This is a genomic window from Microlunatus parietis, from assembly GCF_013407955.1.
GTDB classification, from domain to species: domain Bacteria; phylum Actinomycetota; class Actinomycetes; order Propionibacteriales; family Propionibacteriaceae; genus Microlunatus; species Microlunatus parietis.
On the sequence record NZ_JACCBU010000001.1, the window covers coordinates 4,920,213 to 4,946,812 of the forward strand.

24 protein-coding genes are annotated in these 26,600 nt (G+C 70.1%); 14 read left to right on the forward strand and 10 right to left on the reverse strand.

Annotated features, from left to right (window positions below; translation table 11 throughout):
- Positions 1–28: 28 nt before the first annotated feature.
- Genes BKA15_RS23635 through BKA15_RS23650 form a run of 4 tightly spaced genes read right to left on the reverse strand, consistent with a single transcriptional unit; the run spans position 29 to position 3,412 of the window.
- Entirely contained in the window at positions 29–955 is a 927-nt protein-coding gene (locus tag BKA15_RS23635) for an ABC transporter substrate-binding protein (protein WP_179754947.1), read from the reverse strand.
- Positions 952–1,668: an ABC transporter permease gene (locus tag BKA15_RS23640; protein WP_179754949.1), complete on the reverse strand. Its 717-nt coding sequence runs from the start codon at positions 1,666–1,668 to the stop codon at positions 952–954. The genes BKA15_RS23635 and BKA15_RS23640 overlap by 4 nt, the downstream gene beginning before the upstream one ends.
- Positions 1,665–2,339, reverse strand: a complete 675-nt coding sequence (locus BKA15_RS23645) for an ABC transporter permease (RefSeq protein WP_246322412.1) — start codon at positions 2,337–2,339, stop codon at positions 1,665–1,667. Before BKA15_RS23645 ends, BKA15_RS23640 begins: the two co-directional genes overlap by 4 nt.
- Positions 2,336–3,412, reverse strand: a complete 1,077-nt coding sequence (locus tag BKA15_RS23650) for an ABC transporter ATP-binding protein (RefSeq protein WP_179754951.1) — start codon at positions 3,410–3,412, stop codon at positions 2,336–2,338. The genes BKA15_RS23645 and BKA15_RS23650 overlap by 4 nt, the downstream gene beginning before the upstream one ends.
- A 342-nt stretch (positions 3,413–3,754) precedes the next feature.
- Between BKA15_RS23650 and groL the strand changes: the two genes are divergently transcribed.
- Positions 3,755–5,380: a chaperonin GroEL gene (gene groL, locus BKA15_RS23655; protein ID WP_179754953.1), complete on the forward strand. Its 1,626-nt coding sequence runs from the start codon at positions 3,755–3,757 to the stop codon at positions 5,378–5,380.
- A gap of 45 nt (positions 5,381–5,425) precedes the next feature.
- Here groL and BKA15_RS23660 read toward each other — a convergent pair whose 3' ends face one another.
- The 3 genes from BKA15_RS23660 to BKA15_RS23670 form a co-directional block, all read right to left on the reverse strand.
- Positions 5,426–5,818 carry a hypothetical protein gene (locus BKA15_RS23660; RefSeq protein ID WP_179754955.1) on the reverse strand — a complete coding sequence of 131 codons (393 nt, stop codon included), beginning with the start codon at positions 5,816–5,818 and terminating at the stop codon, positions 5,426–5,428.
- A gap of 155 nt (positions 5,819–5,973) precedes the next feature.
- A complete protein-coding gene (locus BKA15_RS23665; protein WP_179754957.1) occupies positions 5,974–7,791 on the reverse strand; it encodes a DUF8769 domain-containing protein in 1,818 nt (605 codons plus the stop codon).
- Between the two features lie 2 nt (positions 7,792–7,793).
- Complete coding sequence (locus BKA15_RS23670) at positions 7,794–9,428, reverse strand: extracellular solute-binding protein (RefSeq protein WP_179754959.1); 1,635 nt, start codon at positions 9,426–9,428, stop codon at positions 7,794–7,796.
- 179 nt (positions 9,429–9,607) lie between these two features.
- On the opposite strand from BKA15_RS23670, the gene BKA15_RS23675 reads away from it, so the two are divergent.
- The 11 genes from BKA15_RS23675 to BKA15_RS23725 all read left to right on the forward strand — a co-directional run bounded on the left by BKA15_RS23675 (position 9,608) and on the right by BKA15_RS23725 (position 20,547).
- Positions 9,608–10,663 (forward strand): LacI family DNA-binding transcriptional regulator, encoded by a 1,056-nt coding sequence (locus BKA15_RS23675; protein ID WP_179754961.1) that lies wholly within the window; start codon positions 9,608–9,610, stop codon positions 10,661–10,663.
- A 16-nt stretch (positions 10,664–10,679) separates the two neighbouring features.
- On the forward strand, positions 10,680–11,501 hold the full coding sequence (locus BKA15_RS23680; protein ID WP_179754963.1) for an HAD-IIA family hydrolase: 822 nt from the start codon (positions 10,680–10,682) through the stop codon (positions 11,499–11,501).
- A 469-nt stretch (positions 11,502–11,970) separates the two neighbouring features.
- Positions 11,971–12,864 carry an NAD(P)-dependent oxidoreductase gene (locus BKA15_RS23685; protein WP_179754965.1) on the forward strand — a complete coding sequence of 298 codons (894 nt, stop codon included), beginning with the start codon at positions 11,971–11,973 and terminating at the stop codon, positions 12,862–12,864.
- Positions 12,865–12,866: 2 nt separating this feature from the next.
- Positions 12,867–14,057: a cytochrome P450 gene (locus BKA15_RS23690; protein WP_179754967.1), complete on the forward strand. Its 1,191-nt coding sequence runs from the start codon at positions 12,867–12,869 to the stop codon at positions 14,055–14,057.
- Positions 14,058–14,080: 23 nt separating this feature from the next.
- The gene (locus BKA15_RS23695; RefSeq protein WP_179754969.1) at positions 14,081–14,641 is read left to right on the forward strand and encodes a GNAT family N-acetyltransferase; all 561 of its coding nucleotides are present in this window, start codon (positions 14,081–14,083) and stop codon (positions 14,639–14,641) included.
- Positions 14,642–14,702: 61 nt separating this feature from the next.
- Complete coding sequence (locus BKA15_RS23700; protein WP_312879241.1) at positions 14,703–15,890, forward strand: dipeptidase; 1,188 nt, start codon at positions 14,703–14,705, stop codon at positions 15,888–15,890.
- Complete coding sequence (locus BKA15_RS23705) at positions 15,887–16,597, forward strand: copper homeostasis protein CutC (RefSeq protein ID WP_179754971.1); 711 nt, start codon at positions 15,887–15,889, stop codon at positions 16,595–16,597. The genes BKA15_RS23700 and BKA15_RS23705 overlap by 4 nt, the downstream gene beginning before the upstream one ends.
- Positions 16,594–16,851 (forward strand): DUF4031 domain-containing protein, encoded by a 258-nt coding sequence (locus BKA15_RS23710; protein WP_179754973.1) that lies wholly within the window; start codon positions 16,594–16,596, stop codon positions 16,849–16,851. The genes BKA15_RS23705 and BKA15_RS23710 overlap by 4 nt, the downstream gene beginning before the upstream one ends.
- Positions 16,852–17,775, forward strand: a complete 924-nt coding sequence (locus tag BKA15_RS23715) for a S66 peptidase family protein (protein WP_179754975.1) — start codon at positions 16,852–16,854, stop codon at positions 17,773–17,775.
- 507 nt (positions 17,776–18,282) lie between these two features.
- Positions 18,283–19,134 (forward strand): aminoglycoside 6-adenylyltransferase, encoded by an 852-nt coding sequence (locus tag BKA15_RS23720; protein WP_179754977.1) that lies wholly within the window; start codon positions 18,283–18,285, stop codon positions 19,132–19,134.
- A gap of 201 nt (positions 19,135–19,335) precedes the next feature.
- On the forward strand, positions 19,336–20,547 hold the full coding sequence (locus BKA15_RS23725) for an ATP-binding protein (RefSeq protein WP_312879243.1): 1,212 nt from the start codon (positions 19,336–19,338) through the stop codon (positions 20,545–20,547).
- 3 nt (positions 20,548–20,550) lie between these two features.
- Here BKA15_RS23725 and BKA15_RS23730 read toward each other — a convergent pair whose 3' ends face one another.
- Positions 20,551–22,590 carry a HelD family protein gene (locus BKA15_RS23730; RefSeq protein ID WP_179754981.1) on the reverse strand — a complete coding sequence of 680 codons (2,040 nt, stop codon included), beginning with the start codon at positions 22,588–22,590 and terminating at the stop codon, positions 20,551–20,553.
- Between the two features lie 121 nt (positions 22,591–22,711).
- On the opposite strand from BKA15_RS23730, the gene BKA15_RS23735 reads away from it, so the two are divergent.
- The gene (locus BKA15_RS23735) at positions 22,712–23,314 is read left to right on the forward strand and encodes a GNAT family N-acetyltransferase (RefSeq protein WP_179754983.1); all 603 of its coding nucleotides are present in this window, start codon (positions 22,712–22,714) and stop codon (positions 23,312–23,314) included.
- 10 nt (positions 23,315–23,324) lie between these two features.
- Positions 23,325–23,885: an NUDIX hydrolase gene (locus BKA15_RS23740; protein ID WP_179754985.1), complete on the forward strand. Its 561-nt coding sequence runs from the start codon at positions 23,325–23,327 to the stop codon at positions 23,883–23,885.
- On the opposite strand, the gene BKA15_RS23745 is transcribed toward BKA15_RS23740, so the two are convergent.
- Positions 23,852–25,315: an MFS transporter gene (locus BKA15_RS23745; protein WP_179754987.1), complete on the reverse strand. Its 1,464-nt coding sequence runs from the start codon at positions 25,313–25,315 to the stop codon at positions 23,852–23,854. The genes BKA15_RS23740 and BKA15_RS23745 overlap by 34 nt on opposite strands.
- 40 nt (positions 25,316–25,355) lie before the next feature.
- Positions 25,356–26,528, reverse strand: a complete 1,173-nt coding sequence (locus BKA15_RS23750; protein WP_218871547.1) for a XylR family transcriptional regulator — start codon at positions 26,526–26,528, stop codon at positions 25,356–25,358.
- Positions 26,529–26,600: the final 72 nt, after the last annotated feature.

The window sequence follows — 26,600 nt, forward strand, 5'->3', positions numbered from 1 at the left end:
CCCTTCGACAAGCTCAGGGAACGTTGGGTCAGGCCAGGCCCTTCTCCTTCAGCCAGTCGCCGGCGACCTGGCCCGGGTCGTCGTGGTCGGTGTCGACCCGCTTGTTGAGGCCGGCCAGGTCCTCGGTGGTCAGGGCGGCCTGGACGGCCTCGAGGGTGGCCTTGGCGTCGGCGTTGCCGGCGACCGCGTCGGTGACCAGCGGCACCACGTTCTGTGGCAGGATCATCGACTCCGGGTCGGCCAGCTGGACGTACCCGTTGGCGGCGATCACCGACTCGGTGGTGAAGAACGTGGCGACCTGGATCTTGCCGTCGTTCAGGTCACGCGCCTTCACGGCCGGCGCGTCGTACGGCTTGAACTCCTTGAACTTCGCGCCGTAGATCTTCTCCAGCCCCTCCGGGCCGTAGGCGCGGGTGGCCAGCTCGGACGGGCCGCCGAGGATGGCGCCGGCGGAGATCTTCTTCAGGTCGGCCAGCGAGGCCAGCCCGTGCTCGTCCGCGTACGCCTTCGTCACCACATAGACGTCCTGGTCGGCGGCCGGCGACGACTTCAGCACCTGGAAGCCCTCCGGCAGCGCCTCGGCGAGCGCCTGCTCGACCTCCGCGGCGGACTTGGCCGTGGTGTCCTGGTCGTAGTTGATCAACAGGTTGCCGGTGTATTCCGGCACCACCGAGATGGTGCCCTCCTCCAGCGCCTTCAGGTAGACCTCGCGGTTGCCGATGTTCAGCTTCGTCGACGCCTGGATCCCCTTGGCCTGCAGGGCCTGGGCGTACAGCTCGCCGAGGATCTGGGACTCGGTGAAGTTCGCCGAGCCGACCACGATCGGGGCCTGGTCCTGATCACCGCCGGGCGACGGCGCCGCCGACTCACCCAGCGGATTGCTGTTGCCGGCGCAACCGGCCAAGGCCAGCAGCAGCGCTGCGGCGATCGTCGCGGTCACGTTCTTGATCTTCATGTCACAGCCTCGGATCGATTCGTTGGTGATACAGCTTGATTTCGTACGGCCTCGGCGGCCGCACGTCGGGCACGAGTGTTCCGGCCGATCAGCCAGCCCACTCCCCCCAGCAACAGGTCCAGCACGATCGCCATTCCCGCGATCAGGACCGCACCGGCGAACATCTGCGGATAGTCGTTGTTGCGCTGCCCGCTGATCAGCAGCTGGCCCAGCCCACCGCCGGCCGCGAACGCGGCGACGGTGGCGGTCGCGACCACCTGCAGGGTGGCGCTGCGCAGGCCGGAGACGACCAGCGGCAGCGCCAGCGGCCACTCCACCTGGGCGACGATCTGACCCTCGGTCATCCCGATCGCCCGGGCCGCGTGCACCGCCTCCCGGTCGGCGCCGCCGATGCCTGCCGCGGTCGCGGTCAGGATCGCCGGCAGGGCCAGCACGGCCAGCACCGGGACGATCTTCTCCACCCCGGTGCCGAGCAGCACGACGACCAGCACCAGCAGACCGAGGGTCGGGATGGCCCGGGCCGCGTTGCTGGTGCCGATCACCAGGAACGAGCCGCGGCCGGTGTGGCCGATCAGGATGCCGACCGGGATCGCGATCACCGCGCCGAGCAGAACGGCGGCCGCCGTGTACCACAGGTGCTGCAGCAGCAGGTCGATGATCTTGCCGCCGCCGGGCCAGTTGGCCGGATCGAGGAGGAAGGAGAGCAGACTCATGCGAGCCTCCTGCCGCGCGCCCAGGGCAGCGTCTGGTGCTTGATCAACAGGATCAGTGCGTCCGCGATCAGGGCCAGGATCAGGCTGAGCGCCAGACCGACGATGATCGGCGTGAGGAAGGACGAGTTCAGGCCGCGGTCGAACAGCTGGCCCAGCGCGCCGCCACCGACCACCGCCGCGACGCTGACCATCGCGATGTTGGACACCGTGACCACACGCAGCCCGGCGAAGATCACCGGCAGCGCCAGCGGGAGTTCGATCACCAGCAGCCGGCGGAACCAGCCGTACCCGATCGCCGAGGCTGACTGCTTCACCGTGCCGGGCACCGAACGCAGCCCGTCGACGACGTTGCGGACCAGTAGCGCGATCGAATAGATGGCCAGCGCGACGGCGACGTTGACCGGGCTCAGGATCGAGGTCCCGATCATGGCCGGCAGTGCGACGAACAGGGCCAGCGAGGGCACCGAGTAGATCACGCCGAGCACCGCCAGCATTCCGTTCGCCGCCTTCCCGGTGAGGAAGACGAGATAGCCGAGCGGGATCGAGATGATCACCGCGATCAGGACGGGGATGATCGACAGCGCGATGTGCTCCAGCAGCAGCGCCCCGATCTTCATGCCGTCGGTCCAGTTGCGGGCCGTCCAGCCCCAGTCGAACGAGACGTCGATCATTCCTGGACCGCCCCGGCCGGCTCCGGCGGCTCCCGTACGGCCTCGGCGGCGCGATGATCGGCGACCGTGGCCAGGATCACCGCCGGCTCGACCACCCCGACGAACCGGCCCTCGGAGACCGCTACGGCCACCGACGCCGGCGACGCGAGCGCCGCATCCAGGGCCGCCCGCATGGTGTCCGTCGCGGGGTCGAAGGTGCCGCCGAGGGGTGACAGGCCGCCGTCCTCGCGGAAACCGGCCCAGCCGGTCGGCCGGTCGTCCTCGAACACCAGCCGCCCCTTGGCCGTGGCCGGCGGGTCGTCGGTCAGGGGCAGCCGCTCGGCCGGCAGGAAGGACAGCGACCGGTAGCCGCGGTCCTTGCCGACGAAGCCCTCGACGAACGCGTCCGCCGGCTGCTCCAGCAGGTCCTGCGGCGTGCCGGCCTGGGCCAGCACACCGCCGACCCGGAGGATAGCGACCTGGTCGCCCAGCGCGATCGCCTCGTCGATGTCGTGGGTGATCATGATGATGGTCTTGCTCAGCCGGCGCTGCAGGTCGAGGAACAGCTCGTGCAGCTCGGCCCGGACCACCGGATCGACCGCCGAGAACGGCTCGTCCATCAGCATCACCAGCGGGTCCGCGGCCAGTGCCCGGGCGACGCCGACCCGCTGCTGCTGGCCGCCGGACAGCTGACCGGGGAACCGGCGGGCCAGGGCGGAGTCCAGCCCAACCGCCTCCAACAGTTCCATCGAGCGCTGCCGGGCCTTCGCCTTGGGCCAGCCGAGCAGCCCGGGCACGGTGCCGATGTTGTCCAGCACGGTCCGGTGCGGGAACAGGCCGCCGCTCTGGATCACGTACCCCATCTGGCGGCGGAGCGTCGTCACCGGGCGGGCCGACAACGGCTCGCCGTCCCAGGTGATCCGGCCCTCGGTCGGCTCGAGCATCCGGTTGACCATCCGGAGCGTGGTCGTCTTGCCGCAACCGGACGGGCCGACGATCACCGTGATCCGGTCGGACGGGACGACCAGGCTGAGGTCGGAGACCGCTGTGGTGCCGTCGGGATACGTCTTGGTGACGGACTCGAACTCGATCATCGGGCTCCGTTCCAGGGGGTCTGGTTGCCGGGCGTTGTCCTGCGTCGTGTGGTCTTCAGTTCGACCCTATCCATCGTCACTGACAACGGCGACGGGCTCGCCCCGTGGTCACCGGACCGTAAGGGTCGGGCCGTGCCCGGAACAGCGCCGGATCGTTTGCACTCTCACCGGGGGAGTGCTAAACATTGAACTGGCACTCTCGGACCGAGAGTGCTACTCAACCATCGGTGAGATCTCAGTCGAGGTCGTCCGTCGCGGGCATCGCTGGGTGGGTAGGCCATTTTCGTCAACCGTCGGCGGTGGGATCCACCGCCAGCAACGCGGGAGGACTCGCGGAGAACTATGCCCAAACTCATTCAATTCAACACCGAGGCGCGACGGGGCCTCGAGCGGGGAATGAACATCCTCGCCGACGCCGTCAAGGTGACCCTTGGTCCCAAGGGACGCAACGTCGTGCTCGAGAAGAAGTGGGGCGCGCCCACCATCACCAACGATGGTGTGAGCATCGCCAAGGAGATCGAGCTCGAGGACCCGTACGAGAAGATCGGTGCCGAGCTGGTCAAGGAGGTCGCCAAGAAGACCGACGACGTCGCGGGTGACGGCACCACCACCGCCACCGTGCTGGCCCAGGCGCTGGTCCGTGAGGGCCTGCGCAACGTGGCCGCCGGCGCCAACCCGATCGCGCTGAAGCGCGGCATCGAGGCGGCCGTCGAGGCGATCATCGCTGAGCTGGCCAAGGTCGCCAAGCCGGTCGAGACCAAGGAGCAGATCGCCGCCACCGCTTCCGTGTCGGCCGGCGACCCCTCCGTGGGCGAGATCATCGCCGAGGCGATGGACAAGGTCGGCAAGGAAGGTGTCATCACCGTCGACGAGTCCAACACCTTCGGCCTCGAGCTCGAGCTGACCGAGGGCATGCGGTTCGACAAGGGCTACATCTCCGGCTACTTCGTGACCGACACGGAGCGGATGGAGACGACCCTCGAGGATCCGTACGTCCTGATCGTCAACTCCAAGATCTCCAACCTGAAGGACCTGCTGCCGCTGCTGGAGAAGGTCATGCAGTCCGGCAAGCCGCTCCTGGTGATCGCGGAGGACGTCGAGGGTGAGGCCCTGGCTGCCCTGATCGTCAACAAGATCCGTGGCGTCTTCAAGTCCGCCGCCGTCAAGGCCCCGGGCTTCGGCGACCGCCGCAAGGCCATGCTGACCGACATCGCCATCCTGACCGGTGGCCAGGTCGTCAGCGAAGAGGTCGGCCTCAAGCTCGACGCGGTCGATCTCGACCTGCTCGGCCGGGCCCGCCAGGTCGTCATCACCAAGGACGAGACCACGATCATCGAGGGTGCCGGGGAGAGCGATCAGATCGCCGGCCGGGTCGCCCAGATCCGTGCCGAGATCGAGAACTCGGACTCCGACTACGACCGCGAGAAGCTGCAGGAGCGGCTGGCCAAGCTGGCCGGCGGCGTTGCGGTGATCAAGGTCGGCGCGGCCACCGAGGTCGAGCTCAAGGAGCGCAAGCACCGGATCGAGGACGCCGTTCGCAACGCGAAGGCCGCCGTCGAGGAGGGCATCGTCGCCGGTGGCGGCGTCGCCCTGCTGCAGGCCGCCAAGGCTGCTTCGGTGAACCTCGACGGTGACGAGGCGATCGGCGCGGCCAGCGTCTTCGCCGCCGCCGCTGCTCCGCTGAAGCAGATCGCCATCAACGCCGGCCTCGAGGGCGGCGTCGTGGCGGAGAAGGTCGCCGGTCTCCCGGCCGGCCACGGCCTGAACGCGGCCACCGGCGAGTACGAGGATCTGCTCGCCGCCGGTGTCCCCGACCCGGCCAAGGTGACCCGGTCCGCGCTGCAGAACGCGGCGTCGATCGCGGCCCTGTTCCTGACCACCGAAGCGGTCATCGCCGACAAGCCGGAGAAGGCCGCTGCGGCCCCGGCCGGCGACCCGTCGGGTGGCATGGGCGGCATGGACTTCTGAGTCCGCGTCCCTGAGGGCAAGAAGAGGGGCGGTGGCCCGGACATCTCAGCGGTCCGGGGCGCCGCCCCTTTTTGCTGCCCGGGTGAAGTCGGGCAGGGTGGCGAGTTGGGCTAGCGCCAGGACGACGGCGGTGCCGAGATAGAACAGGCCGATCGGCGGGGCGACCCAGATCGGGCAGAGGGCGAACACGGCGACGCTGACCCAGGTGGCGGCCCAGGCCCAGAACTGCCGCTGGCGGTACGGCAGCAGCAGGATGATCAAGGTCAGGGCGTTGAGTCCGGCGAAGACGGCGAACATCAGCCGTTCGTCGTCGGTGTCGGAGAAGGTGGCGATGCCGGCGACGTGGTTGATCGCGTACCCGGCCGTGAGGACGACCAACACCACCCAGCCGATCCGCGCCACGGCGCGACCCGGCCCACCCTCAGAACTCTGTGACATCTCGTGCCCCCGCTCCCGTGAACGTCACTGTCGGTTCTCGCCCGGCACCGCCGCCAGGGCCCAAGGTCACCGAGTGTGACGTTACGCCCGCATGAAATCGATTTCTGGCGTCCGTAACCTCACACTCGATGCTGAGGTCCGAAGTACGTCGCTGCTCAGCGGGCGAGGGGTGGGGCTTCGACGGCGACTCCGTCGACCAGGCCGCGGTAGGCGGCGAGGTGTTGCTCGGCGGTCCCGATCCGGGCCGGCGCGGACAGTTCCAGCCGGTTGCCGGCGGGGCTGGTCCAGCGGGCGGTCAGGACGGCTTCGTCGACCTCGACCTCGACGGGACTTCCCGAGTCCGACGGGGTGTCGGACTCGATCATGCTGAAGCTGCCGACCAGGTAGCCGCCGTCGACCCGGTTCATGATCAACTCCCGCTCGGCCGGCCCGGGCAGCAGTTCGACGGTCGCGTCGATCCCGTCCTCGGCCGGCTCGATCCGGGCCTGTGGTCGGAGGTCGCCGAACCGTGCCGCCGCGACCGCGATCCGGAGCCGCACCGGTCCGGCGTCGATCTCGACCGGGCCGGGCAGCAGGGTTCGCGACCCGGGTACCGTTGCGTCCGGGTCCCGGATCTCGAAGATCAACTTCAGTGACCGTGCGGTGAAGGGCTGGCCGGCTTCGATCTTGTGCAGGCCGATGTGCTCGTCGCCGCCGGGGGAGATGAAGCCGACCGCCCAGAGCACGTGCCCGCCGGCCTGGATCGAGCTGAACACGGCGGAGGAGAAGTCGTAATCATCCTTGCGGAACCGCAACCGGACGTGCCGGTTCTGCTGCCAGAGGTGGTCGTCCTCCGTGGCCCAGTAGCCGAGCAGCGGCCTGCGCTGCAGCCAGAACTCAGAGGTGTTGGCCGTGCCCAGGGTCGCTCGCGGGGTGCGCCAGGTGGTGCCCTGGATCGCCTGCCGGTGGCCGGAAGCTGCGGTCGTGTGGCTGAACCGTTCCCGGACCTGTCCGGTGGGCGAGTCGACCAGTGCGTCGATCACGTACTCGGGTGCGGCGACGTCGAGGATCGCCGGGACCACCAGCGACAGCGACGGTTTCCGCAGTGGTACGGCATCGAACGGCGACTCCTGACCGGTCGCCTTGGCCAGCACCGCCAACACCGGGCCGACGTCGGCAAGATCATCGACGTAACTGCGCGCCATCGGGCCGCTCAACTGACCGGTCGGTCGGTGCCAACGTTGGATGAAGTGTCGCCACAGCCGTTCGGCGATCCAGCCGGCGCCCTCGACGGCGGCCAGCGCCTCGATGTACTGGCGGATCGCGGTGATCGCCTCCAGCGTGATCGCCCAGTAGCCGGGGCTGTTGTATTCGGCGAAGCTGCCGGCGTCGCGAATCTGATCACGCAACCGGCCGACCCGTTCGATCGCGTACCGGGTGAGTTCGTGATCTTGGAGCAGTTGCCCGGCGGCCAGCGTGACGAACGTGCCCTTGGCGGCGATGTTGGTGTAGCTCATCGCGACGTTGCGCCGGATGATCGACCGGGCCGCGTGCCGCAGCGCCGTCTCCACCAGGGTCCGGCACTCGGTGCTCAAGTCGGACGCGTGCCGGAACAGGATGAAGGCAAGATCACGGCCGAGGAAGTCGGCCCAGTTCCAGTCCGGCGGCGCCATCTCCGCCAGCGACTCCTCGGCGTAGTAGCTCCAGATGCCGTACGTCGGCGAGGCGTCGTCGGTGTCCTGCGCCTTGAGCACGACGTCGAGCACGGCCTCGGCCCGATTCGGGTCACCGGTCTCCAGCAGGGTCAGCGCGAACAGCACGCTCTCCCGGTGCGGATGCCGGGTTCCGGTCCAGATCCGGGTGTGGATCGGGTTGTACGCGGCCGGCTCGGCGATCAATCCGGTCACCGGATCCCACGCGGCGTCACCGGCCTGGCGCGCCAGGGTGATCAGCCGGTGATCGAGTTCGGAGCGGGTCTGGTTCGGCTGGTCCATGATCAACCGGCGGCGTGGATCGCCGCCTGCAGTTCCTCTCTGATCTTGTCGCCGCCGTCGGTCCGCCAGCGGTCGACCGTTCCGGCCCAGTCGGAGACGGGCTTGCGGCCGTAGACGATATCGGACTCGATGCCCGCGATCATCGTCGCCAGGGTCGGCCCACGCCGGGACGCCGTCTCGGAGTAGTAGGTCTGGGCCAGGTCGGCGCTGGCGTACTCGACGAACTTCTGCTGGCTGGCGTGCGCCTTCTCGGCGTACCCGGTGATGTTCGGCCCGAAGACCACCGGCGGCGGTGCGGCCAGGTAGCCGGCGCCGAGCCCGAGCTCGCCGGCGTGCTCGGGCAGCGCGATCGGATCGCTGCCGTCGAGCCGGTAGTGGCGGTCCCGGATGCCGCGGGAGATGAACAGGTTCTCCTCGGAGCCGAACGGCGAGGCGAGGTAGTTCGCGATCTTGAGGATCGTCTCGATCCGCGGCTCGGCGGACTTCGGGATGACGGTCAAGTTGTTGTTCGGCGGACCCATCCAGGTGGTCGGGGTGCCGCCGTCGAAGCCGGTCATCGGCAGCACATCGATCGTGTCGGCCGGCACGCCGAAGTTCTGCACCAGCGACGACCAGGCGCTGTAGGTGCCCAGGTAGAAGACGCTCCGCCCGGCGCCGAACCACTGCTGTTGCTGCGACGGCGGGGCACCGGCGAGGTCCGGATTGAGCAGCCCCTCGGCCTGCAGCCGGCGAACCGCCTCGAGTGCCTCGGCCTGCCGCTCGTCCTCGAGCTGGTGGACCAGCCCGCCGTCGGTCTGCTGCCAGCCGTTCGGGATGCCCAGCATCTGCCGTACCCAGGACAGCGGGTTGGCGCCGAACCCCCAGCGGCCCTGCTTCGGGTCGGTCCCGGCCTTGGCCCGCTGATACAGGTCCTCGAAGGAGTTGATCTTGGCGTCCACCCCGGCCGCGTCGAGCAGGTCGGCGCGGTAGTAGAGCACCATCGAGGAGATGATGCCGCGGCTGATCGGCAGCGCCAGCAGCTTCCCGTTGAACACCGCCGCCTCCCAGAACTTGGTCGGCAGGTTGGCCAGCGCCGGGTAGGCGGCGACGTTGTCGCCGGACAGGTGCGGCGTGAGGTCGATCATCTTCGCCTCGAGGAACCGGGCCAGCGAGGGGATCGAGTTGTTGACCTGCATCAGGTCGGGGAAGTCGTTCCCGGCGGCCATGGTGGCGATCTTGGAATTGAAGTCGTTGCCGGCGTTGACCAGCTGCATCTTGAGCTCCGAACCGAGCCGCCGGTTCAGCTCCTGCCAGTACGGGTGCTGGCCGACCGCCGGCGGCAGCGCGGCGTTCAACTGGGCGAGACCGGAGATCGGCTGGCCGTCGCCCGGCACGCCGTCGGTGGCGGGCTTCACCTCGGCCGGATAGTGCAGGTACGCGTCGAGCACGCCCTGCTCGTTCCCGGGCAGGTCCGGCTTCGCGCGGTCCGGGAACGGCCGGTAGTCGGGCACGGCGGCCGCCTTGGCGGCCGGGTCGTTCGCCGGCTCCGAGGTACGGGACGCGGTGGTGCACCCGGCCAGCCCGACGCCGGCCGTGGCGACCGCCGCCGCGGAGAGTCCGGTGCGGAGCAGGGTCCGGCGCGACAGTGAGCGGGTCATCTTCGACATCTCCTCCGGTGGGACGGCGCTTGCCCGATTCGGCCACTGAGTCGGGTAGTTCCGGTCGAATCCGTACCGGATTGGATGGGAACGCGCTTGCCGAGAGGTTATGCTGACGCCCGAAACCGTGTCAAGGTTGGTCGGCACGGCGGACCCGTACCTCAGAAAGGGGGCTCCCGATGGCGGTCGAGCATCCGGGCCGGCCCCGGCTGGAGGACGTGGCCAAGGCGGCCGGCGTCTCGGCGTCCACCGCGTCGCGGGTGCTGAACGGCAGCCCGCGCAAGGTCGCCGAGGAGTTCCGGACCCGGGTCCTCGACGCCGCCGAGCGGGTCGGCTACACGACCAACCTGGCCGCGCAGGCGACCGCGCGCGGGCACTACCCGGCGATCGGCCTGGTCGTCGGCGACATCCGGGACCAGTTCTTCGCCCGGGTCGCCTCGGGCGTGGTCGCCGAGGCCGGCCGGCGGGGTCTGGTGGTGAACCTGCTGTCGACCCACGGCGACGACGAGCGGGAACGGCGCCTCGTGCACGACCTGCGGCGGCAGCGTCCGCAGGCCCTGATCCTCGTCCGCAAGACCGACGACACGGCCCGGGCCGGCTCCAGCCTGATGCGGGAACTGCGCAGCTTCGAGGCCGAGGGTGGCCGGGTGGTGGTGGTCGGCGAGTCGCCGCAGCCGTTGACGGCGGTCCGGCCGCCCGACTTCGACGGCGCCCGGGCCCTGGCCGTCCGGCTGGTCGAACTCGGCTACCGCTCCTTCGCGGCGATCGTGCTGGACCCGCCGATCCGGTCCACCCGGGACCGCCTGGACGGGTTCCGGGCGGGGCTGTCCGCGGCCGGGATCGCGCTGCCGGACAGCCGGGTGTTCCCCGCGGCCGCGACCACCGTCGCCGCCGGGGTCGCGGCCGCGCAGGCCTATCTGGACTCCGGAGACCGGGCCGAGCTGATCTTCGCCGGCGAGGACGTGATCGGCATCGGGACGATCATCGGCCTGGAACGGGCCGGGCTGCGGGTGCCGGACGACCTCGCCGTCGCCGGGTACGGCGGCCGGGCGCTGGACCATCTGGACCAGGAGGGCCGCGGCCTGACCTCGGTCCGGTCGCCGCTGGAGGAGATGGGGGAGGCGAGCGTACGGCTGGCCACCGAGCCGTGGCCGGACGACGAGGCCCTGGCCGAGCCCGCGATCGAGCCGGAGGTGCAGGTCCGGGACACGACCCCGCCGCTCTCCCGGCGGTGACGTTACGGTGGGCGCCATGGAGAACGCCGCCTCGGTCGCCTGCTGGCTCACCGACATGGATGGGGTGCTGGTCCACGAACAGCGCGCCATCCCCGGCGCGAGCGAGTTCATCGCCGCGCTGCGGCACTTCGAGCGCCGCTTCCTGGTCTTGACCAACAATTCGATCTTCACGCCGCGCGATCTCCGGGCCCGGCTGCTGGCCGGCGGGATCGACCTGCCGGAGGACCACATCTGGACCTCCGCGCTGGCCACCGCCCAGTTCCTGGGCGAACAGAGCCCGGGCGGTTCGGCGTACGTGATCGGCGAGGCCGGCCTGACCACGGCCCTGCACAGCGCCGGCTTCGTCCAGACCGAGCAGGACCCCGACTACGTGGTGCTCGGCGAGACGAGGACCTACTCGTTCGAGGCGATCACCAGGGCGATCCGGCTGATCGAGCGGGGCGCCCGGTTCATCGCCACCAACCCGGACGCGACCGGCCCGTCCCGGGAGGGCTCGATGCCGGCCACCGGTTCGGTTGCCGCGCTGATCACTCGCGCGACCGGCGTCGAGCCCTATTACGTGGGGAAGCCGAATCCGCTGATGATGCGGTCCGCCCTGAACCGGATCGAGGCACACTCGGAATCGACGGTGATGATCGGCGACCGGATGGACACCGACGTGATCGCCGGGATCGAGGCCGGGCTGCGCACGGTCCTGGTGCTGACCGGCTCGACCCGGCCGGAGCAGGTGGACCGCTTCCCGTACCGGCCGACCAGGGTGGTCGACTCGATCGCCGACGTCGTCGACCTCGTCGAGAAGCTGCTGCCGCGCGAGGACGCCGAACTCTCCGCCGACTGACTCCCGGCCGGGCCTCGCCCGGGATTCGCCTGCGTCCGGAACGGTCGCCGCCAACGAGTGGGTCGTCCGACTGTGATTTCTTGGGGCAGAGCCGGGTCAAGGCGTCCACTCGGTGCCCGCGGAACCAGCGGCCCGCGCGCCGGACCGCAGGATCTTCGGCGGGTGACGGTTCACTCGAGTCTGCGTCGGCGTTCGCTCGCGCGGTCGCGACCGGCGCGACGCCGCCGGGCCGCGGCTGGCCGGCGCGACCTCGGCGACGGTCACCTCGGCGTCAGTGCCCTCGATCCGTGGCGCGGGACCGCCGGCGCCGGCGTGCGGTTGTCGACAAACCCACGCCAAAGAACGGACCAGGCGTCGGGATGTCGACAATCCCACAGCTGGAACCGGGCCGGCGTGTGTTCGGCGTTGACATGGAACAGGGTCGTTGCGATATTCGACGCGGAACCGTGTTCCACGCGGAAGGGTGATCATGGGGCGGCTCGGTGTGCTGGCCGATCTGTTCGCCTCGCTGCCCTCGCTCGCCGGTGAGCTGGAGCGGTCCGGGCGGTCCTGGGCCGCGGTCGAGGCCGACGATCCGGGTCCGCACCCTGTCGAGACCATGATCATCGGCGGGCAGCGGTTCGGAGCCGACCGGCTGGATCGCTGTCCCGCGCTGAGGCTGTTGGTCCGGGCCGGGATCGGGCTCGACCTGATCGATCTCGATCATGCGGCGCGGCGCGGGATCCGGGTGATCAACACGCCCGGGTACGGGACCGAGGAGGTCGCCGATCATGCCCTGATGCTGCTGTTGGCCACGGTCCGGCGGCTGCCGTACTTCATCGGGCAGGGCGGCGCGGACTGGCGCTCCACCGACTATTCAGGGGTACGGAGACTGCGCGGCTCCACCCTCGGCGTGATCGGCCTCGGCGCCATCGGCAGCGCCGTCGCGAACCGGGCCGAGGCCTTCGGCATGCGGATCGTCTACACCGACCCGTACGTCGAAAGCCCTTCGTCGCAACGGATCCGGCTCGATCTGCCGGAGCTGCTGGCGATCAGTGACGTGATCACGCTGCACGCCCCCTTGACCACGGAGACCCGGTGCCTGCTCGACGCGGCCGCGTTCGGGAGGCTGGAGCGCCGACCGGTGATCATCAACACGGCCCGCGGCGGGTTGATCGACACGGCGGCGCTGCTCGCCGCGCTGGCCGACGGCCGGATCGCAGGCGCCGGGCTCGACGTCACCGACACCGAACCCGAACCGCCACGGGCGTTGCTCGAGCACCCGGCGGTGATCGTCACGCCGCACGTAGCCTGGTACTCCGAGGCCTCGCGCCACGACATGGCCCGGCTCGCGGTCGCCGCCGCGACGGCCAAGGAGAGTTGATCATGGACGAGACGCTGCCGTCGTTCCCGCTGGCCCGCCGGTCGGCCTTCGACCCGCCGGCCGAGTACAGCGCCGCGGAGAAGGTGCAGAAGGTCCGGCTCTACGACGGCCGGAGCGCCTGGCTGGTGGTCGGGTACGACGAGGTGCGCGAGGTGCTGTCCCACCCGGCGGTGAGCGCGGACCGGCGACGTGAGGCGTTCCCGTTCTCCAGCCCGAGCCGGGAGGCGCTGGAGCGGGCCGACCCGTCGTTCGTCACGTTCGACGGTCCCGATCATGCCCGGATCCGGCGCGTGTTCACCCGCTACTTCGCGGTCCGCCGGATCCAGGCGCTGCGCCCGGTGGTCCGCGGCATCGTCGACGACCTGATCGACGAGCTCCTGGCGTCCGGTCCGCCGGCCGACTTCGTCCGGAGCTTCGCGGCCGAGGTGCCGGCCCGCACCATCTGTCATTTTCTCGGGCTGCCGCTGGCGGAGCGGGGGATCTTCCAGGAACTGGACGCCCGGCGCAACCTGCTGGCCACGGCGCCCGGCGACGTCCGAAGCGCCACCGGGCTGATGCTGGACCTGACGAAACGGTTGATCGAGAGCAAGCGCACCGACCCGGGCGACGACCTGGTGTCCGAACTCGTGCACGGCGAAGCTGCCGAGGTGCTGACGCCGGAGGAGTTGCTGCACGCGCTCCGGTTGGTGATCACCGCGGGTCACGAGACGACGTCGAACATGATCAGCCTCGGCCTGGTGACGCTGCTCCGGCACCATGATCAGTGGCAGGACTTGATCATGGAACCGGCGCTGGTCCCAGGCGCGGTCGAGGAACTGCTCCGGTACGTCAGCATCTTCCACATCTCGCCGACCCGGCTGGCCGTGGAGTCGTTCCAGCTCGGCGGCACTCGGATCGAGGCCGGCGACGGGCTGATCCCGGTCAGCGCGGGGGCCAACCGGGACCCGGACGCGTTCGCCGACCCGGACCGGTTCGACATCCGCCGCGGCACCCGGCATCACGTCGCGTTCGGGCACGGCATCCACCACTGCCTGGGCCAGTCGCTGGCCCGGCTGGAACTGGTCGTGGTGCTGGAGCAGCTGATCAGCCGGTTGCCCGGCCTCCGGCTCGCCGTACCGCCGGAGGAGCTGCGGGTCAGCGAGTATTCGTTCCTGAAGCTGGAGGAACTTCCGGTCAGCTGGAGCACGACCTGACTCGCGACACTAGGCTGACGGCAGTGCCCGAGATCTTCGATTTCACGACCTTTCCGACGCTGACCAGCGAGCGGCTGGTGCTGCGCGCGCCGGAGCCGGACGACGCCGCCGACCTGTTCGTGTGGCGCAGCGATCCGGTGGTCCAGCGCTACAACTCCGAGCCGATGCGGGAGGTGGCCGAAGCGGCCGCCCTGATCGCCGAGTTGCGCCGTGAGTACGCGGACCGGCGCGCGATCCATTGGCTGGTCACGCTCCGCGACGATGATCGGCCGGTCGGACTCTTCGGCTACGTCGGCTGGGCGCCGGGGCACCATCGCGCCGACGTCGGGTACGACCTGCGCCGAGACCACTGGGGACGCGGAATCGCCACCGAGGCGCTCGACCTGCTGCTCCGGTTCGGGTTCGACCGGATGGACCTCAACCGGGTCGAGGCCCAGACGATCGCGGACAACCACGAGTCGGTACGCCTGCTGGAGCGACTCGGGTTCCGGCGCGACGGGTTGCGGCGCTCGTACTCGCTGGAAGAGGACGGCACCTATCACGACGGGGCGATCTACGGCCTGCTCCGACATGAGTACCGGTGAGCGCGGCGGACCGGTCCCAGCCCGTTACAGTGAAGCGACGTGACAGAAGGGTGAGGCAGTCGTGAACACAGCGGGGACTCCGGCGACCTTGGTGGTGGACGGGCACAACGATCTGGTCTGGGAGATGCGGAAGCGGGCGTACGACTTCGACCGCGTCGACGTCGCGATCGACCAGCCGGAGCTGCAGACCGACCTGCCGCGGCTGCGGCGCGGGGCGGTCGGCGGCCAGTTCTGGTCGGTCTACGTGCCGAGCACCCTCGGCGTCGGGGAGGCGGTGCCCGCGACGCTGGAGCAGATCGACGGGGCGCACGCCATGATCGAGCGGTACGCCGACGACCTCGTCCTGGTGACCAGCGCGGCCGAACTGGACGCGGCGCTGTCCGACGGGACCCGGGTCGCCAGCCTGCTCGGCGCCGAGGGCGGCCACTCGATCGACAACTCGCTGGGCGTGCTGCGCTGCCTCTACCGGCTCGGTGTGCGGTATCTGACGCTGACCCACAACGACAACACCGACTGGGCCGACTCGGCCACCGACGAGCCGAAGGCGGGCGGACTGACCGAGTTCGGCCGCGAGGTGGTCCGGGAGATGAACCGGCTCGGCATGCTGGTCGACCTCTCCCACGTGGCACCGGCGACGATGCACGCCGCGCTGGACGTGTCGGCCGCGCCGGTGATCTTCTCGCACTCCTCGGCCCGCGCCGTCTGTGATCATCCGCGGAACGTGCCGGACGACGTGCTGGCCCGGCTGGCCGAGAACGGCGGCACCTGCATGATCACGTTCGTACCGCCGTTCGTCAGCCCGGAGGTCCGGGCCTGGTCGGTCGCTCTGCAGCAGCGCGCCGAGGCGGCCGGGGTCACCGGCGACGATCCGGACGCCCGGGCCGAGTTGATCAAGGAGGTCGGCCCGGTGCCGGTCGCCGACCTGGCCGACGTGGTGGCCCATTGCGAGCACGTACGTGAGGTGGCCGGCATCGACCACGTCGGGCTCGGCGGCGACTTCGACGGGATCACCTCGGTACCGACCGGGCTGGAGGACGTCTCCTGCTACCCGGCCCTGCTGGCGGCGCTGGCCGACCGGGGCTGGACGGCGGACGACCTGGCCAAGCTCGGCCACCGCAACGTGGTCCGCAGCTTCGCCGGTGCGGAGGCGGTCGCCGCCGAACTCCAGCAGAAGTCCGGGCCGTCGCTGGCCCGGATCGCCGACCTGGACGGGACCGCCGCCGTCGACTCGGACGGGTTGGGCGCGTGACCGGTCTGCTCGAGGTGATCGCGCTGCACGTCGCGGACGCGAAGCGGGCCACCGATGGCGGCGCCGACCGGATCGAACTGGTCGGCACGATGGACGACGACGGCCTGTCGCCGGAGCCGGCGCTGGTCGGCCAGGTGCTCCGGGCGACCACGCTGCCGGTGCGGGTGATGCTCCGGCTGCGCGGCGGGTTCGCCACCGACGCCGCCGAGATCGTACGGCTCAAGGGGTTGCTTCGCACCTATCGTGATCTTGGTGCGGACGGAGTCGTGGTCGGCTTCCTGAACGCGGACACCGAGGTCGACCTGCCGGTGATGCGGGAGGTGCTCGGCGAGATCGATTTCGGCTGGACCTTCCACCGGGCGATCGATTCCTGCATCTGGACCGACCGGGCCTGGCGGGCGCTGCGCGATCTGCCGAAGCTTGATCAGGTGCTCACCGCCGGGTCGGCCCGGACCGTTGCGGAAGGACTGGACGAGCTCGTGGCGCGGGCCCGCCAGGACCCGTTCGCCCGGAAGTTGATCATGGCCGGCGGCGGACTGCAGGCCGAACACGTACCGTGGCTGGCCCGGGCCGGGGTGACGGCGTTCCACGTCGGCTCGTCGGTGCGGCCGACCGGGTCCTGGAAGGCCTACATCGATCCGGAACTGGTCGCCACCTGGCGGCGGCTCGTCGACGACGCGACCAGCCGGGCACCGCAGCGATCATGATCTACGTCGATCCGCCCGAATGGCCCGGCCACGGACGGCTCTGGTCGCACCTGATCAGCGACGAGTCGTTCGAGGAGCTGCACGCCTTCGCGGAACGGGTCGGCATCCCGCGGCAGGCCTTCGAACGTGATCACTACGACGTGATCGCCGACCGGTATCCGTCGGTGATCGAGGCCGGCGCCCAGCCGGTGAGCACCAGGCGGATCGTCGAACTGCTGCAGCAATCCGGCCTGCGCCGACGGAAGGGATCGTAAATGTTCGAGGTGTCGCCCGGTGGGCGTCGTTGGCCCGAGCCGCTGAAGCCGGGTTCGGTGGTCGCCGTGATCGCCCCGGCCGGACCGCTGCGGGCCGAACGGCTGCAGCGCGGCGTCGACCTGTTGCGGGCCTGGGACCTGGAGCCGAGGCTCGGTCCGAACACCTCGACCGTCCATGATCAACTCGACTATCTGTCCGCGGGCGACAAGGAACGGGCTGAGGAGTTGACCGCGGCCTGGTGTGATCCCGAGGTGGCGGCCGTCTGGGCCGGTCGCGGCGGGTACGGGGCCCAGCGGATGATCGACCTGATCGACTTCGACGCCCTCCGAGAAGCCGGGCCGAAGCACTTCCTCGGCTTCTCCGACATCACCGCGCTGCACGCCCGGATCGGCCGGGAGCTGGACCAGGTCACGCTGCATTCGCCCGCGGTGGCGGCCGCCGTCGCCCAGCTGGACGACCTGCCGTCGGTGGACCAGCTGCGCCGGATGATCTTCGACCGCCCTGGTCCCGGCACCGAGCTCGCGACCGGCACGACACTGGTGCCCGGAACCGGAAGCGGCCTGCTGATCGGCGGCAACCTGTCCCTGGTCGCCAGCGGGATCGGCGTCGACCCGGCGCCCGACCGGCCGAGCATCCTCTTCCTCGAGGACGTCGACGAGGAGGGCTACCGGGTGGACCGGATGCTCACCCACCTGGCCCGCTCCGGCTGGCTCGCTTCCGTGGTCGGGGTGGTGATCGGCCAGTTCACCGAGACCGACCACGAAGATCAACTTCTGCGGGTGTTCACCGACCGGCTCGGCGGGCTCGGCGTCCCGGTGATCACCGGAGTCGAGGCCGGCCACGCCGCCCGCAACCTGACCCTGCCGCTGGGCGCCGAGGTCACCCTGACCGCCGCCCCGGACGGTGCATCGCTCACCCTCTGACGCAATGGGCGCGCCGCCCGGGAGCCCCGCAGTTTTTCACGTTACGTGAAAAACTGGCACTTTACGCGAGAAGTTTCTCTGGTATTGCGCCAAGAAGTGTGGGGAAGTGGACGGCGCTCGGGGCTGCCGAGGCACTCTCGACGTTCCTCGCCGAGTCGATGCCCCAAGGGTGGCTCGGGGGCGAAGGGGCACTTGGTCCGGTCAAGACCGGCCGGGTCGCCGTTCCAGCCGTGGCCGCGCTCCGGTCCGGGTCCGGCCTGTCGGCGCGCTGCCCGACGATCGCGCCGGCCCGGCAGCGTGGAACCCACGTGGAGCAGACCCGGCTGGGATCTCCACCCTGAACCTTCGACGCGGACGACCTGCCCTTCCTGCCCGCCCGGTCATCGCGGCCTGCCACGATCGCCGAGTTTGTGAATGTGATCACAATCGCTAGCTTCGGCGGTTCGGGTCGTGTGACGATCGAGGCGGCCGGAGTACCGGTTCTCTGGCCGGCCCGGTGGTCGACCGATGACGTACATCCATGCGGAGGTGGAGTTGATCATGAGCCCCGAGGAAGCCTTGCGGCCGCTGCCGGAGCCGTACCATCGGCACTTCGCCAGAATTCTCGAGGTCGTGGAATCGGACCGGCGGATCCGCGGGCTGTGGTTGTCCGGGTCGCTGGCTCGTGGCACGGCCGATGCCGGCTCCGATCTCGATCTGGTGCTGGCGGTCGCCGACGAGGAGTTCGACGCGTTCGTCGAGGGGTGGCGGGACTGGCTGGCCCGGATCACGCCGACGCTGGTCGCCAAGGCGATCCCGAACTCGAAGCTGGTCTTCTACGCGCTGGCCGAGGACATCTGCCGGATCGACGCGGTGATCGAGCCGGTCAGCAAGGTGGCGACCTCCGGGCATCGGACCCGGGTCGCGGTGATCGACCGGGACGGGCTGCACGCGACGCTGCCGGCGGCCGAGCCCGGTCCGGGTCCCGATCTGACCAAGATCAATCTGCTGATCGAGGAGTTCTGGCGGATCCAGTCGATCTTCCCGGCCATGATCAACGACCGGAAGGATCTGCTCTGCGCGCTGTCCGGGGTGCAGGCCTCCGGCACCATGCTGTACGACCTGTTCGTCGAGACCAACCAGCCGCTGCCGCCGATGGGGGTCAAGCAGTTCGCCGCCCGGCTGCAGCCCGACCAGTCGGCCGTGCTGCTGGGTCTGCCGGCCGTGGCTCCCGAGCGCGACCTGTTGATCAAGGCCGACCTGGCGGTCTGCGAGGCGATGGCGACCGCCGGCCGGGCCGCCGCCGAGCGGGTCGGCGCCGAGTATCCGGAGCGGATCGCGAGCGCCGTACGGGCTCATCACCGGGCCACCCTGACCTGACCGGAAGGTGGCCACGGCGCCACGGCCCAGGCCAGGTGGCCACCCGACCTGCGGCCAGGTGACCACCTGACCTGCGGCCAGATGACCACGGAGCTGGCGACCAAATGACCACGAGAATAGCGGCCAGATGACCACGACGGGCATACTGGGCCCATGGTGAGAGCAATGGGCGACCTGCGGCCACGGCATGCACAATCCGTCGTGGAAGAGGCATGGGAGGACACCCGGGTCGTCCTGGTCAACGGCGCGCGCCAGGTTGGAAAGAGCACTCTGACCAGGCTTGTTGTGGCTGGGCGCGATCCGGAGCCGGTGCTGCGGCTGTTGGATGATCCGGCCGTGCTCCGGTCTGCGCAGACTGATCCCGGCAGCTTCGTCGAGCACGACGGGCTGCTGGTCGTCGATGAGATCCAGCTGGCGCCGGAGCTGTTGAGCTCGATCAAGCTGGAAGTGGACCTCGATCCTCGCCCGGGTCGGTATCTGCTGACCGGCTCATCGCGGCTGCTGGCTCTCCGTGACCTTCCGGATGCCCTGCCGGGTCGGATGGAATCCGTGGAACTCTGGCCGTTCTCGCAGGGGGAGATCGACGGCGGACCGGACCGGTTCGTCGACGCCGCATTCCAGCACGGGCCAGGACTCGCGTTCAGTTCGAGGCTTCGTCGGCGCGACTACCTGGATCGTGCGGCCGCGGGTGGATTTCCGGAGGCGATCCGGCGAACTTCTCGACGCCGGGCGGCATTCTTCGACAGCTATCTGGCCACGCTGATCGAGCGTGACGTCCTGCAACTCGCGACGATCGAGCGTCATAGCGAGTTGATCAAGTTGCTGAGCCTGCTGGCGGGACGGATCAGCGGTCTCTATGTCCCTGCCGCGATCGCCAAGCAGTCCGGTCTGCCTCGCACAACGTTGATCAGGTACGTCGAGCTGCTGGCCGCGGTGTTCTTGATCAAACTCATACCGGCCTGGTCGCCCGGATCCACGGGCCGGGCCATCGGAACACCCAAGCTCGCCTTTGTCGACTCGGGGATCGCGAGCAGCTTGATCGGTCAGGATTCGGCTCGGCTCGGCGAGCCGGGCGGCGCCTCCGGACCCGTCCTCGAGAACTTCGTCGCGATGGAGATCGCCCGTCAGCTCACCTGGAACGACGTCCGGGCTCGCCAGTTCCACTTCCGGACCAAGGACAAGGTCGAGGTGGATGTCGTGCTCGAGACTCCGGACGGTCGGTTGATCGGGATCGAGGTCAAGGCCGGGACAGCGGTGCGCTCCGAAGACCTGTCCGGGCTCCGCGCGCTCGAGCGGCTCGCCGGCGACCGTTTCGTCGCCGGCTACATCCTGTACACGGGGCAACAAACTCTGCCGTTCGGTCCTCGGATCCGGGCACTGCCGATCGAGGCCCTGTGGAGGTCGGCTCCCTGAAAGTCAGCCGGTCAGCTCGGCCGGCAGCGGCTCGGCATGGACGACGGCGAGCGAGGTGACGGCGCGGGTCAGGCAGACGTAGAGCCGGCGCAGGCCGGTCACCCGGTCCGGTTCGGCGGCGACGATCCCGGCCGGCTCGAAGACCACCACATGGTCGAACTCCAGACCCTTGGCGACCGTCGCCGGGACCAGGTCCACCCGGGTCTCGAAGGCGGGCGGGACGTCGCCGAGTAGGTCGTAGCGGATGCCGGCCTGCTCCAGCAGCTCGCGCAGGCGGGGGATCGTGGCGTCCGGGACGATCACGCCGACGGTGCCCTCGCGGCCGGCCGCGGCGACCACCGACTTGATCACCGTGCCGTCCGGATCGTCGGTCTGCAACAGTTCCAGGTCGCCGCGGCTGCGGCGCACCGAGCGGGGCGGGGTGAGGGCGGGCGCGATCTTCGGCAACAGCCGGGCCGCGAACTCGATCACCGAGCCGGGCACCCGGAATCCCTCCACCAGTTCGGAGATCTCGGCCTCCGGGTGGCCCAGGTGGGTCAACGACTCCTGCCAGGACCGGGTCGCCCACGGCGTGGTGGCCTGAGCAAGATCACCGAGTACGGTCACCGAGCCGGTGGTGGCCCGGCGGCCGATCGCCCGCAACTGCATCGCGGACAGGTCCTGCGCCTCGTCGATGATCACGTGGCCGAGGCTCGGGGTCCGGTTCAGCTGGTCGGCGGCCTCGTCGATCAGGGCCAGGTCGGCCAGCGTCCACTTCGCGCTCTTCGGGGTCCGGGCCGGCTTCGCCATCAAGATCAACTGCTGTTCGCCCGCATCCAGCAGGCCGTCCGCGGCGCCGGCCAGGAACTCGGCGTCGGTCAGCAGGCGCAAGATCAACTTCGCCGGGTCGACGGCCGGCCAGAGGGCGTCCGCGTACGCCTTCACCGGTTTGCTGCGGGCCACCGCGTTCTGCACCCGGTCGTCCGGCGAGTCGCCGGCCGCCTCCATCCGGATCAGGACCTGGTGCGCCAGCCGCTGCGGCAGCATGGCCCGCCCGGCCGAGTAGCGCACGCCGCGCCGGCGCAGCTCGTCGACCATCTCGTCGGCCAGATAGGCCGCGACCCGCCACTGGTGCGCGCCGCGCGGCACCACCAGCGGACCGGTCGCCGCGACCAGATGCCCCCAGACGGCGCGCTTGATCACCTCCGCCATCCGGGCGTCGCCCTTGATCAACGCAGCTGGCACCGGGTCGGTGCCGGTGATCACGAACCCGGTCGCCTGGCTGACCAGCGACGCCACGGTGGCCTGCGTCGCGTCGATCTCACCGAGCGCCGGCAGCACGTCGCCGATGTAGGACAGGAAGTTGTCGTTCGGCCCGATCACCTGCACGCCGGAACGGGACAGCTGGTCGCGGTGCGCGTAGAGCAGGTAGGCCGCGCGGTGCAGCCCGACCGCGGTCTTCCCGGTGCCCGGCGCTCCCTGGATGCAGAGGGAGTGGGACAGGTCGGCCCGGACGATCACGTCTTGGTCGGGCTGGATGGTGGCGACGATGTCGCGCATCGGGCCGGTGCGCGGCCGTTCGATCTCGGCCTCGAGGATCTCGGAGTGCCGCGCCGTCTGCTGCTCGGCCAACTCCTCGTCCTCGAACGCGGTCAGTTCGCCGGACTGGAAGCCGAACCGCCGACGCAGCCGTACCCGCATCGGATCGCCGGGCTTGGCTCGGTAGAACGGCAGCGACATCGGGGCCCGCCAGTCGATCACCAGCGGGTCGCCGCCGGACTCGCCGGTGACGTGCCGCCGGCCGACGTAGAGCCGCTCGTCGTGATCGGCGCCGAGCCGCGCGTCGTAGTCCAGCCGGCCGAAGAACAACGGGACCGTCGGGTCGTCCTCGAGGGACTTCATCCGCCGGTGCAGGACCTGCTTCAGGTGCTCGGTCGACACGCGATCCGCGCCGGCGCCGTGGCCCTCGAGCGACGCCGCATGATCACGCATCCGGCGCAGCGCCGCGCGGGATTCGCCGAGATGTCGTCGTTCCTGCTCCAGCGCCTCATGGGATTCGGGCATGCAGAAATCTCCGATGCTTCTCGTGGGGGGAGGGCCACTGTACTCGCGCGGCGCCTCGGCGGCCTAACCAATAAGACCCCGGCCGTCCAGACGACGCGCGGGGCCATGGCAGGATGTGGCCATGCGGCGGCTCACCGACACGGATGCTGCGATCGCGTACGGCACGAATCTGTTGCGCGGGGAGCGGGTCTATCTGCGGGAAGTACGGGAAGCGGACTTCGAGGCGCTGGCCCGCTGGTGGAACGACCCGGCGACCACGGTGCTGCAACAGGCCACCGCCCGGCCGGTGCCCGAGGCGTCGGTCACCGAACGGTTCCGGCAGTGGACGGCGAACAACACGCCGAACGATCCCAGCTTCGCGGTGGCTCGGATCGACGACGACGCGTTGATCGGGCAGGCCGGCCTGATCCCCGCGCCGCACGGCCGCACCGCGGAGTTCGTGATCATCATCGGCCCGGAGCACACCGGCAACGGCTACGGCACCGAGACCTGCCGGCTGATGCTGCGGTTCGGGTTCGCCGAGTTGGGGCTGCACCGGATCGAGCTCAGGGTCTGGGGCTACAACACCCGCGCCATCGCCGCGTACCAGCGGGCCGGTTTCGTCGAGGAGGGCCGCCGGCGCGACGTGGTCTTCCACAACGGGCAGTACGGCGACGAGGTGATCATGGGCATCCTGGAGACGGAATGGTGGATCCGCGCCGAAGAAGCTGCGACACAAGACTGATCGGAGGCCGATGGGCGACAACGGCGACGAGCCACGGTTCGAGGCCGTGGATCCGCAGCGGCGGCCGCAGAAGCAGCGGCAGGCGGTCCGGGTGATCATGATCGATGATCATGATCGAGTGCTGCTCTTCCAGGACACGGACCCCGGCTGTCCCGGAGTCAGCTGGTGGGTCACTCCGGGCGGCGGCATCGACCCGGGCGAGACCGAGACCGACGCCGCCGTACGCGAGCTGGCCGAGGAGACCGGCTATCGGTCCCGGGCCGCGGACCTGATCGGGCCGCTCGCGGTGCGCCGGGCCGTGCACGGCTACTCGGACCAGATCCTGGTCCAGGACGAGACGTTCTACGCGATCAAGGTCCGGCCGTTCGAGATCGACATCTCCGGCCACACCGAGGACGAACAACTCACCATCGCCGGCCACCGCTGGTGGCCCGCCGCCGATCTGACCGAACCCGACGGCTGGCTCTGGCCGGCCGAACTGGCCGAACTCGTCGCCCTCGCGAACAGCCCGAACGGCGCGCCGCGAGACCTCGGCGTTCAGGAGGAGTCGACGGTCCCGATCGGTTCCTGAGCCGGTTCGGCGCGCAGCACGTTGCCGCGGATCGCGACGACACAGAGCAGCGCGCCGATCAGCAGCAGCCCGGCGCTGACGATCATGGCCCAGCGGAAGCCGGCGGCGAAGACGGCCGGGTCGTTCAGCGCGTTGCCGGTCAGCCCCACGGCCGGCGGTACGGCAGCGACGGCGAGCAGCCCGGCCGCCCGGGCGACCGCGTTGTTCACGCCGCTGGCCACGCCGGCGTGCCGGACCTCAGCCGTGGCCAACACGGTCGCGGTCAGCGGCGCGACGGTGGCGGTCAGCCCGATGCCGAACAGCGTGACCGGCAGCAGGACGTCCACGACATAGTCGGCGTCGGGCCCGATCCGGCCCAGCAGCAGCATCCCGGCGGCGCCGATGGTGATCCCGATCGCCATCATCCAGCGCGGCCCGATCCGCTGGGCCAGCGCACCGGCCCGGGCTGACAGCAGCAGCATCAGCACGGTCACCGGGAGCAGCGCGGCGCCCGCGGCGATCGGGGTGAAGCCCGCGACCTGCTGCAGGTGCACCACCAGCAGGAAGGTGAGCAGCGACAGGCCTCCGTACACGACGAGGGTGACCAGGTTGATCGCGGTGAACTGCGCCGAGCCGAACACGTCCAGCGGCAGCATCGGCGTCGGCCCGCGACCCCGGGTCCGGCTCCGCTCGACCAGCACGAACCAGAGCGCCGTGCCGACGCCGACCACGGCCGCGGTGATGATCAACGGGTCGACCCGGCCGGCCGGCAGTTCCGTCAGCGCGTACGTGATGCCGGTCAGGGACACCGCCGCCAGCACCGCGCCGAGCACGTCGAACCGCCGCTCGGTCCGGTCCCCAGCGCTCTCCGGCACGTGCCGTACGGCCACGGCGACGGTCACCGCCGCCAGCGGCAGGTTGATCAGGAACACCGACCGCCAGCCCGCCACGTCGACCAGCCAGCCGCCCAGGAACGGCCCGATCGCCCCCGCGACGCCGCCGAGCCCGGCCCAGGCGCCGACCGCCCGCGGCCGGTCGTACGGCACGAACGAGGCCTGGATGATCGCCAGCGACCCCGGCGTGAGCAGCGCCCCGCCGATGCCCTGCAAAGCCCGCGCCGCGATCAGCACCTCCACTGTCGGCGCCGCCGCGCAGAGCGCCGAGGCCAGCGCGAACCAGATCACCCCGATCACGAAGACCCGCCGCCGGCCGAACCGGTCGCCGAGCGCGCCGCCGAGCAGGATCAGCCCGGCCAACGTCAGCGTGTACGCGTTCACCGTCCACTGCAGCCCGGACATCTCGGCACCGAGATCCTCGGCCAGCGTGGGCAGCGCGATGTTGACGACCGTGCTGTCCAGCATCGCCACGCTGGACCCGAGCACCGTCGCCAGCATCACCCAGCGCCCGCTTCCCGACGACAGCCGCAACTGCTCCGCCGGCCCCGCAGTCATCCTCGCTCCACGAGCACAGCCAACCACGAGGTCACGACATTCATTCCTTGCCGCGGCTCAGGCCGAGGCCATGATCCGCCGGTAGGCCCCGGGGGACCGTCCCGTGTGGCGTTTGAAGAGGACGCCCATGTACTCGGCGTGTTTGAAGTCGAGCCGTTCGGCGATCCGGGCCAGGGTCCAGTCGGTGGAGGTGAGGAATTCGGTGACCCGAGCCATCCGGACCCGGACGATCTCGGCGTGCACGGTGCGGCCGAGCAAACCGGTTGAAGCGGTAGTCGAGTGCGCGCCGGGAGAGCCCCACATGCTGCAGTACCGCACTCACCGTGACTGCCCGGTCCGAGTGATCACGGATGTAGCGCAGCGCCGCGGCGACCAGCGGATCACTGATCGCGAACAGATCTGAGGACTGGCGGGTTGCGATCCGCAGCGGCGCGATCGGCCGCACTCCCGGCCGTTGCGGATGACCCGCCATCATCTCGTCCAGGATCCCGGCGGCGATGAAGCCGGTCCGGACGGCATCCGGCTGGATGCTGGACAGCGGCGGCGACGTGAGATTGCAGTAGAGCTCGTCGTTGTCCACGCCGATCACCGCAACCTGGTCGGGCACCTGCAGGCCGGCGATCTTGCACGCCTCGAGCACCTCCTGGCCGGCGATGTCGTAACAGGCCAGCACCCCGACCGGGTGCGGCAGCCGGCGGAGCCAGTCGGCCAGTCGATCACGATCCTGGGAACGCAGCCCGGACGACTCCATGGCGAACTCGTGCGGCTCCGAGCCACGTCCGCGGACGAGTTCGGCGAACGCCGCGGCGCGCGCCGTCGACCAGCCGTACTGAGCGTCGCCGCAGTAGGCGAACTGGCGCAATCCCCGCTCGGCGAAGTGGTCGACGGCGTGGCGGGCGATCGCTCGGTCGTCGGTCTCCACGCAGGGCAGTTCGGGGACCAGCCGCTTGGCGCTCAGGTCGACCGTCGGCAGGCCGAGCCGCCGGACGAAGCGTGCCGTCTCCTCGTTCTCGATCCGAGCGAGGACTCCGTGGCCGCGCCAGCCTTCGAGCCAGGAGAAGTCGGTCTCGTGCCGGCTGTGCTCGGCGAGATAGAGCGACCATCGTGGGCGTTCCACGACGAATCTGCGAATGCCGGACAGCAGGCCACGTGCGTAAGCGTTCGAGGTCTCGATCAGGAGGGCGACGTGCCGCGTCGGCAGCGATACCGACATGTAAGAAATCTAAGAGATGTTGCTCGATCGCGCATGGAGCCTCGTGCAGCCGTGACCCAAGCTTGATCACCA

Coding starts and splice junctions, on each gene's coding strand:
- BKA15_RS23635 (WP_179754947.1), bottom strand. CDS start 955: ATGAAGATCAAGAACGTGACCGCGACGATCGCCGCAGCGCTGCTGCTG.
- BKA15_RS23640 (WP_179754949.1), bottom strand. CDS start 1,668: ATGAGTCTGCTCTCCTTCCTCCTCGATCCGGCCAACTGGCCCGGCGGC.
- BKA15_RS23645 (WP_246322412.1), bottom strand. CDS start 2,339: ATGATCGACGTCTCGTTCGACTGGGGCTGGACGGCCCGCAACTGGACC.
- BKA15_RS23650 (WP_179754951.1), bottom strand. CDS start 3,412: ATGATCGAGTTCGAGTCCGTCACCAAGACGTATCCCGACGGCACCACA.
- groL (WP_179754953.1), top strand. CDS start 3,755: ATGCCCAAACTCATTCAATTCAACACCGAGGCGCGACGGGGCCTCGAG.
- BKA15_RS23660 (WP_179754955.1), bottom strand. CDS start 5,818: ATGTCACAGAGTTCTGAGGGTGGGCCGGGTCGCGCCGTGGCGCGGATC.
- BKA15_RS23665 (WP_179754957.1), bottom strand. CDS start 7,791: ATGGACCAGCCGAACCAGACCCGCTCCGAACTCGATCACCGGCTGATC.
- BKA15_RS23670 (WP_179754959.1), bottom strand. CDS start 9,428: ATGACCCGCTCACTGTCGCGCCGGACCCTGCTCCGCACCGGACTCTCC.
- BKA15_RS23675 (WP_179754961.1), top strand. CDS start 9,608: ATGGCGGTCGAGCATCCGGGCCGGCCCCGGCTGGAGGACGTGGCCAAG.
- BKA15_RS23680 (WP_179754963.1), top strand. CDS start 10,680: ATGGAGAACGCCGCCTCGGTCGCCTGCTGGCTCACCGACATGGATGGG.
- BKA15_RS23685 (WP_179754965.1), top strand. CDS start 11,971: ATGGGGCGGCTCGGTGTGCTGGCCGATCTGTTCGCCTCGCTGCCCTCG.
- BKA15_RS23690 (WP_179754967.1), top strand. CDS start 12,867: ATGGACGAGACGCTGCCGTCGTTCCCGCTGGCCCGCCGGTCGGCCTTC.
- BKA15_RS23710 (WP_179754973.1), top strand. CDS start 16,594: ATGATCTACGTCGATCCGCCCGAATGGCCCGGCCACGGACGGCTCTGG.
- BKA15_RS23715 (WP_179754975.1), top strand. CDS start 16,852: ATGTTCGAGGTGTCGCCCGGTGGGCGTCGTTGGCCCGAGCCGCTGAAG.
- BKA15_RS23720 (WP_179754977.1), top strand. CDS start 18,283: ATGACGTACATCCATGCGGAGGTGGAGTTGATCATGAGCCCCGAGGAA.
- BKA15_RS23730 (WP_179754981.1), bottom strand. CDS start 22,590: ATGCCCGAATCCCATGAGGCGCTGGAGCAGGAACGACGACATCTCGGC.
- BKA15_RS23735 (WP_179754983.1), top strand. CDS start 22,712: ATGCGGCGGCTCACCGACACGGATGCTGCGATCGCGTACGGCACGAAT.
- BKA15_RS23740 (WP_179754985.1), top strand. CDS start 23,325: ATGGGCGACAACGGCGACGAGCCACGGTTCGAGGCCGTGGATCCGCAG.
- BKA15_RS23745 (WP_179754987.1), bottom strand. CDS start 25,315: ATGACTGCGGGGCCGGCGGAGCAGTTGCGGCTGTCGTCGGGAAGCGGG.
- BKA15_RS23750 (WP_218871547.1), bottom strand. CDS start 26,528: ATGTCGGTATCGCTGCCGACGCGGCACGTCGCCCTCCTGATCGAGACC.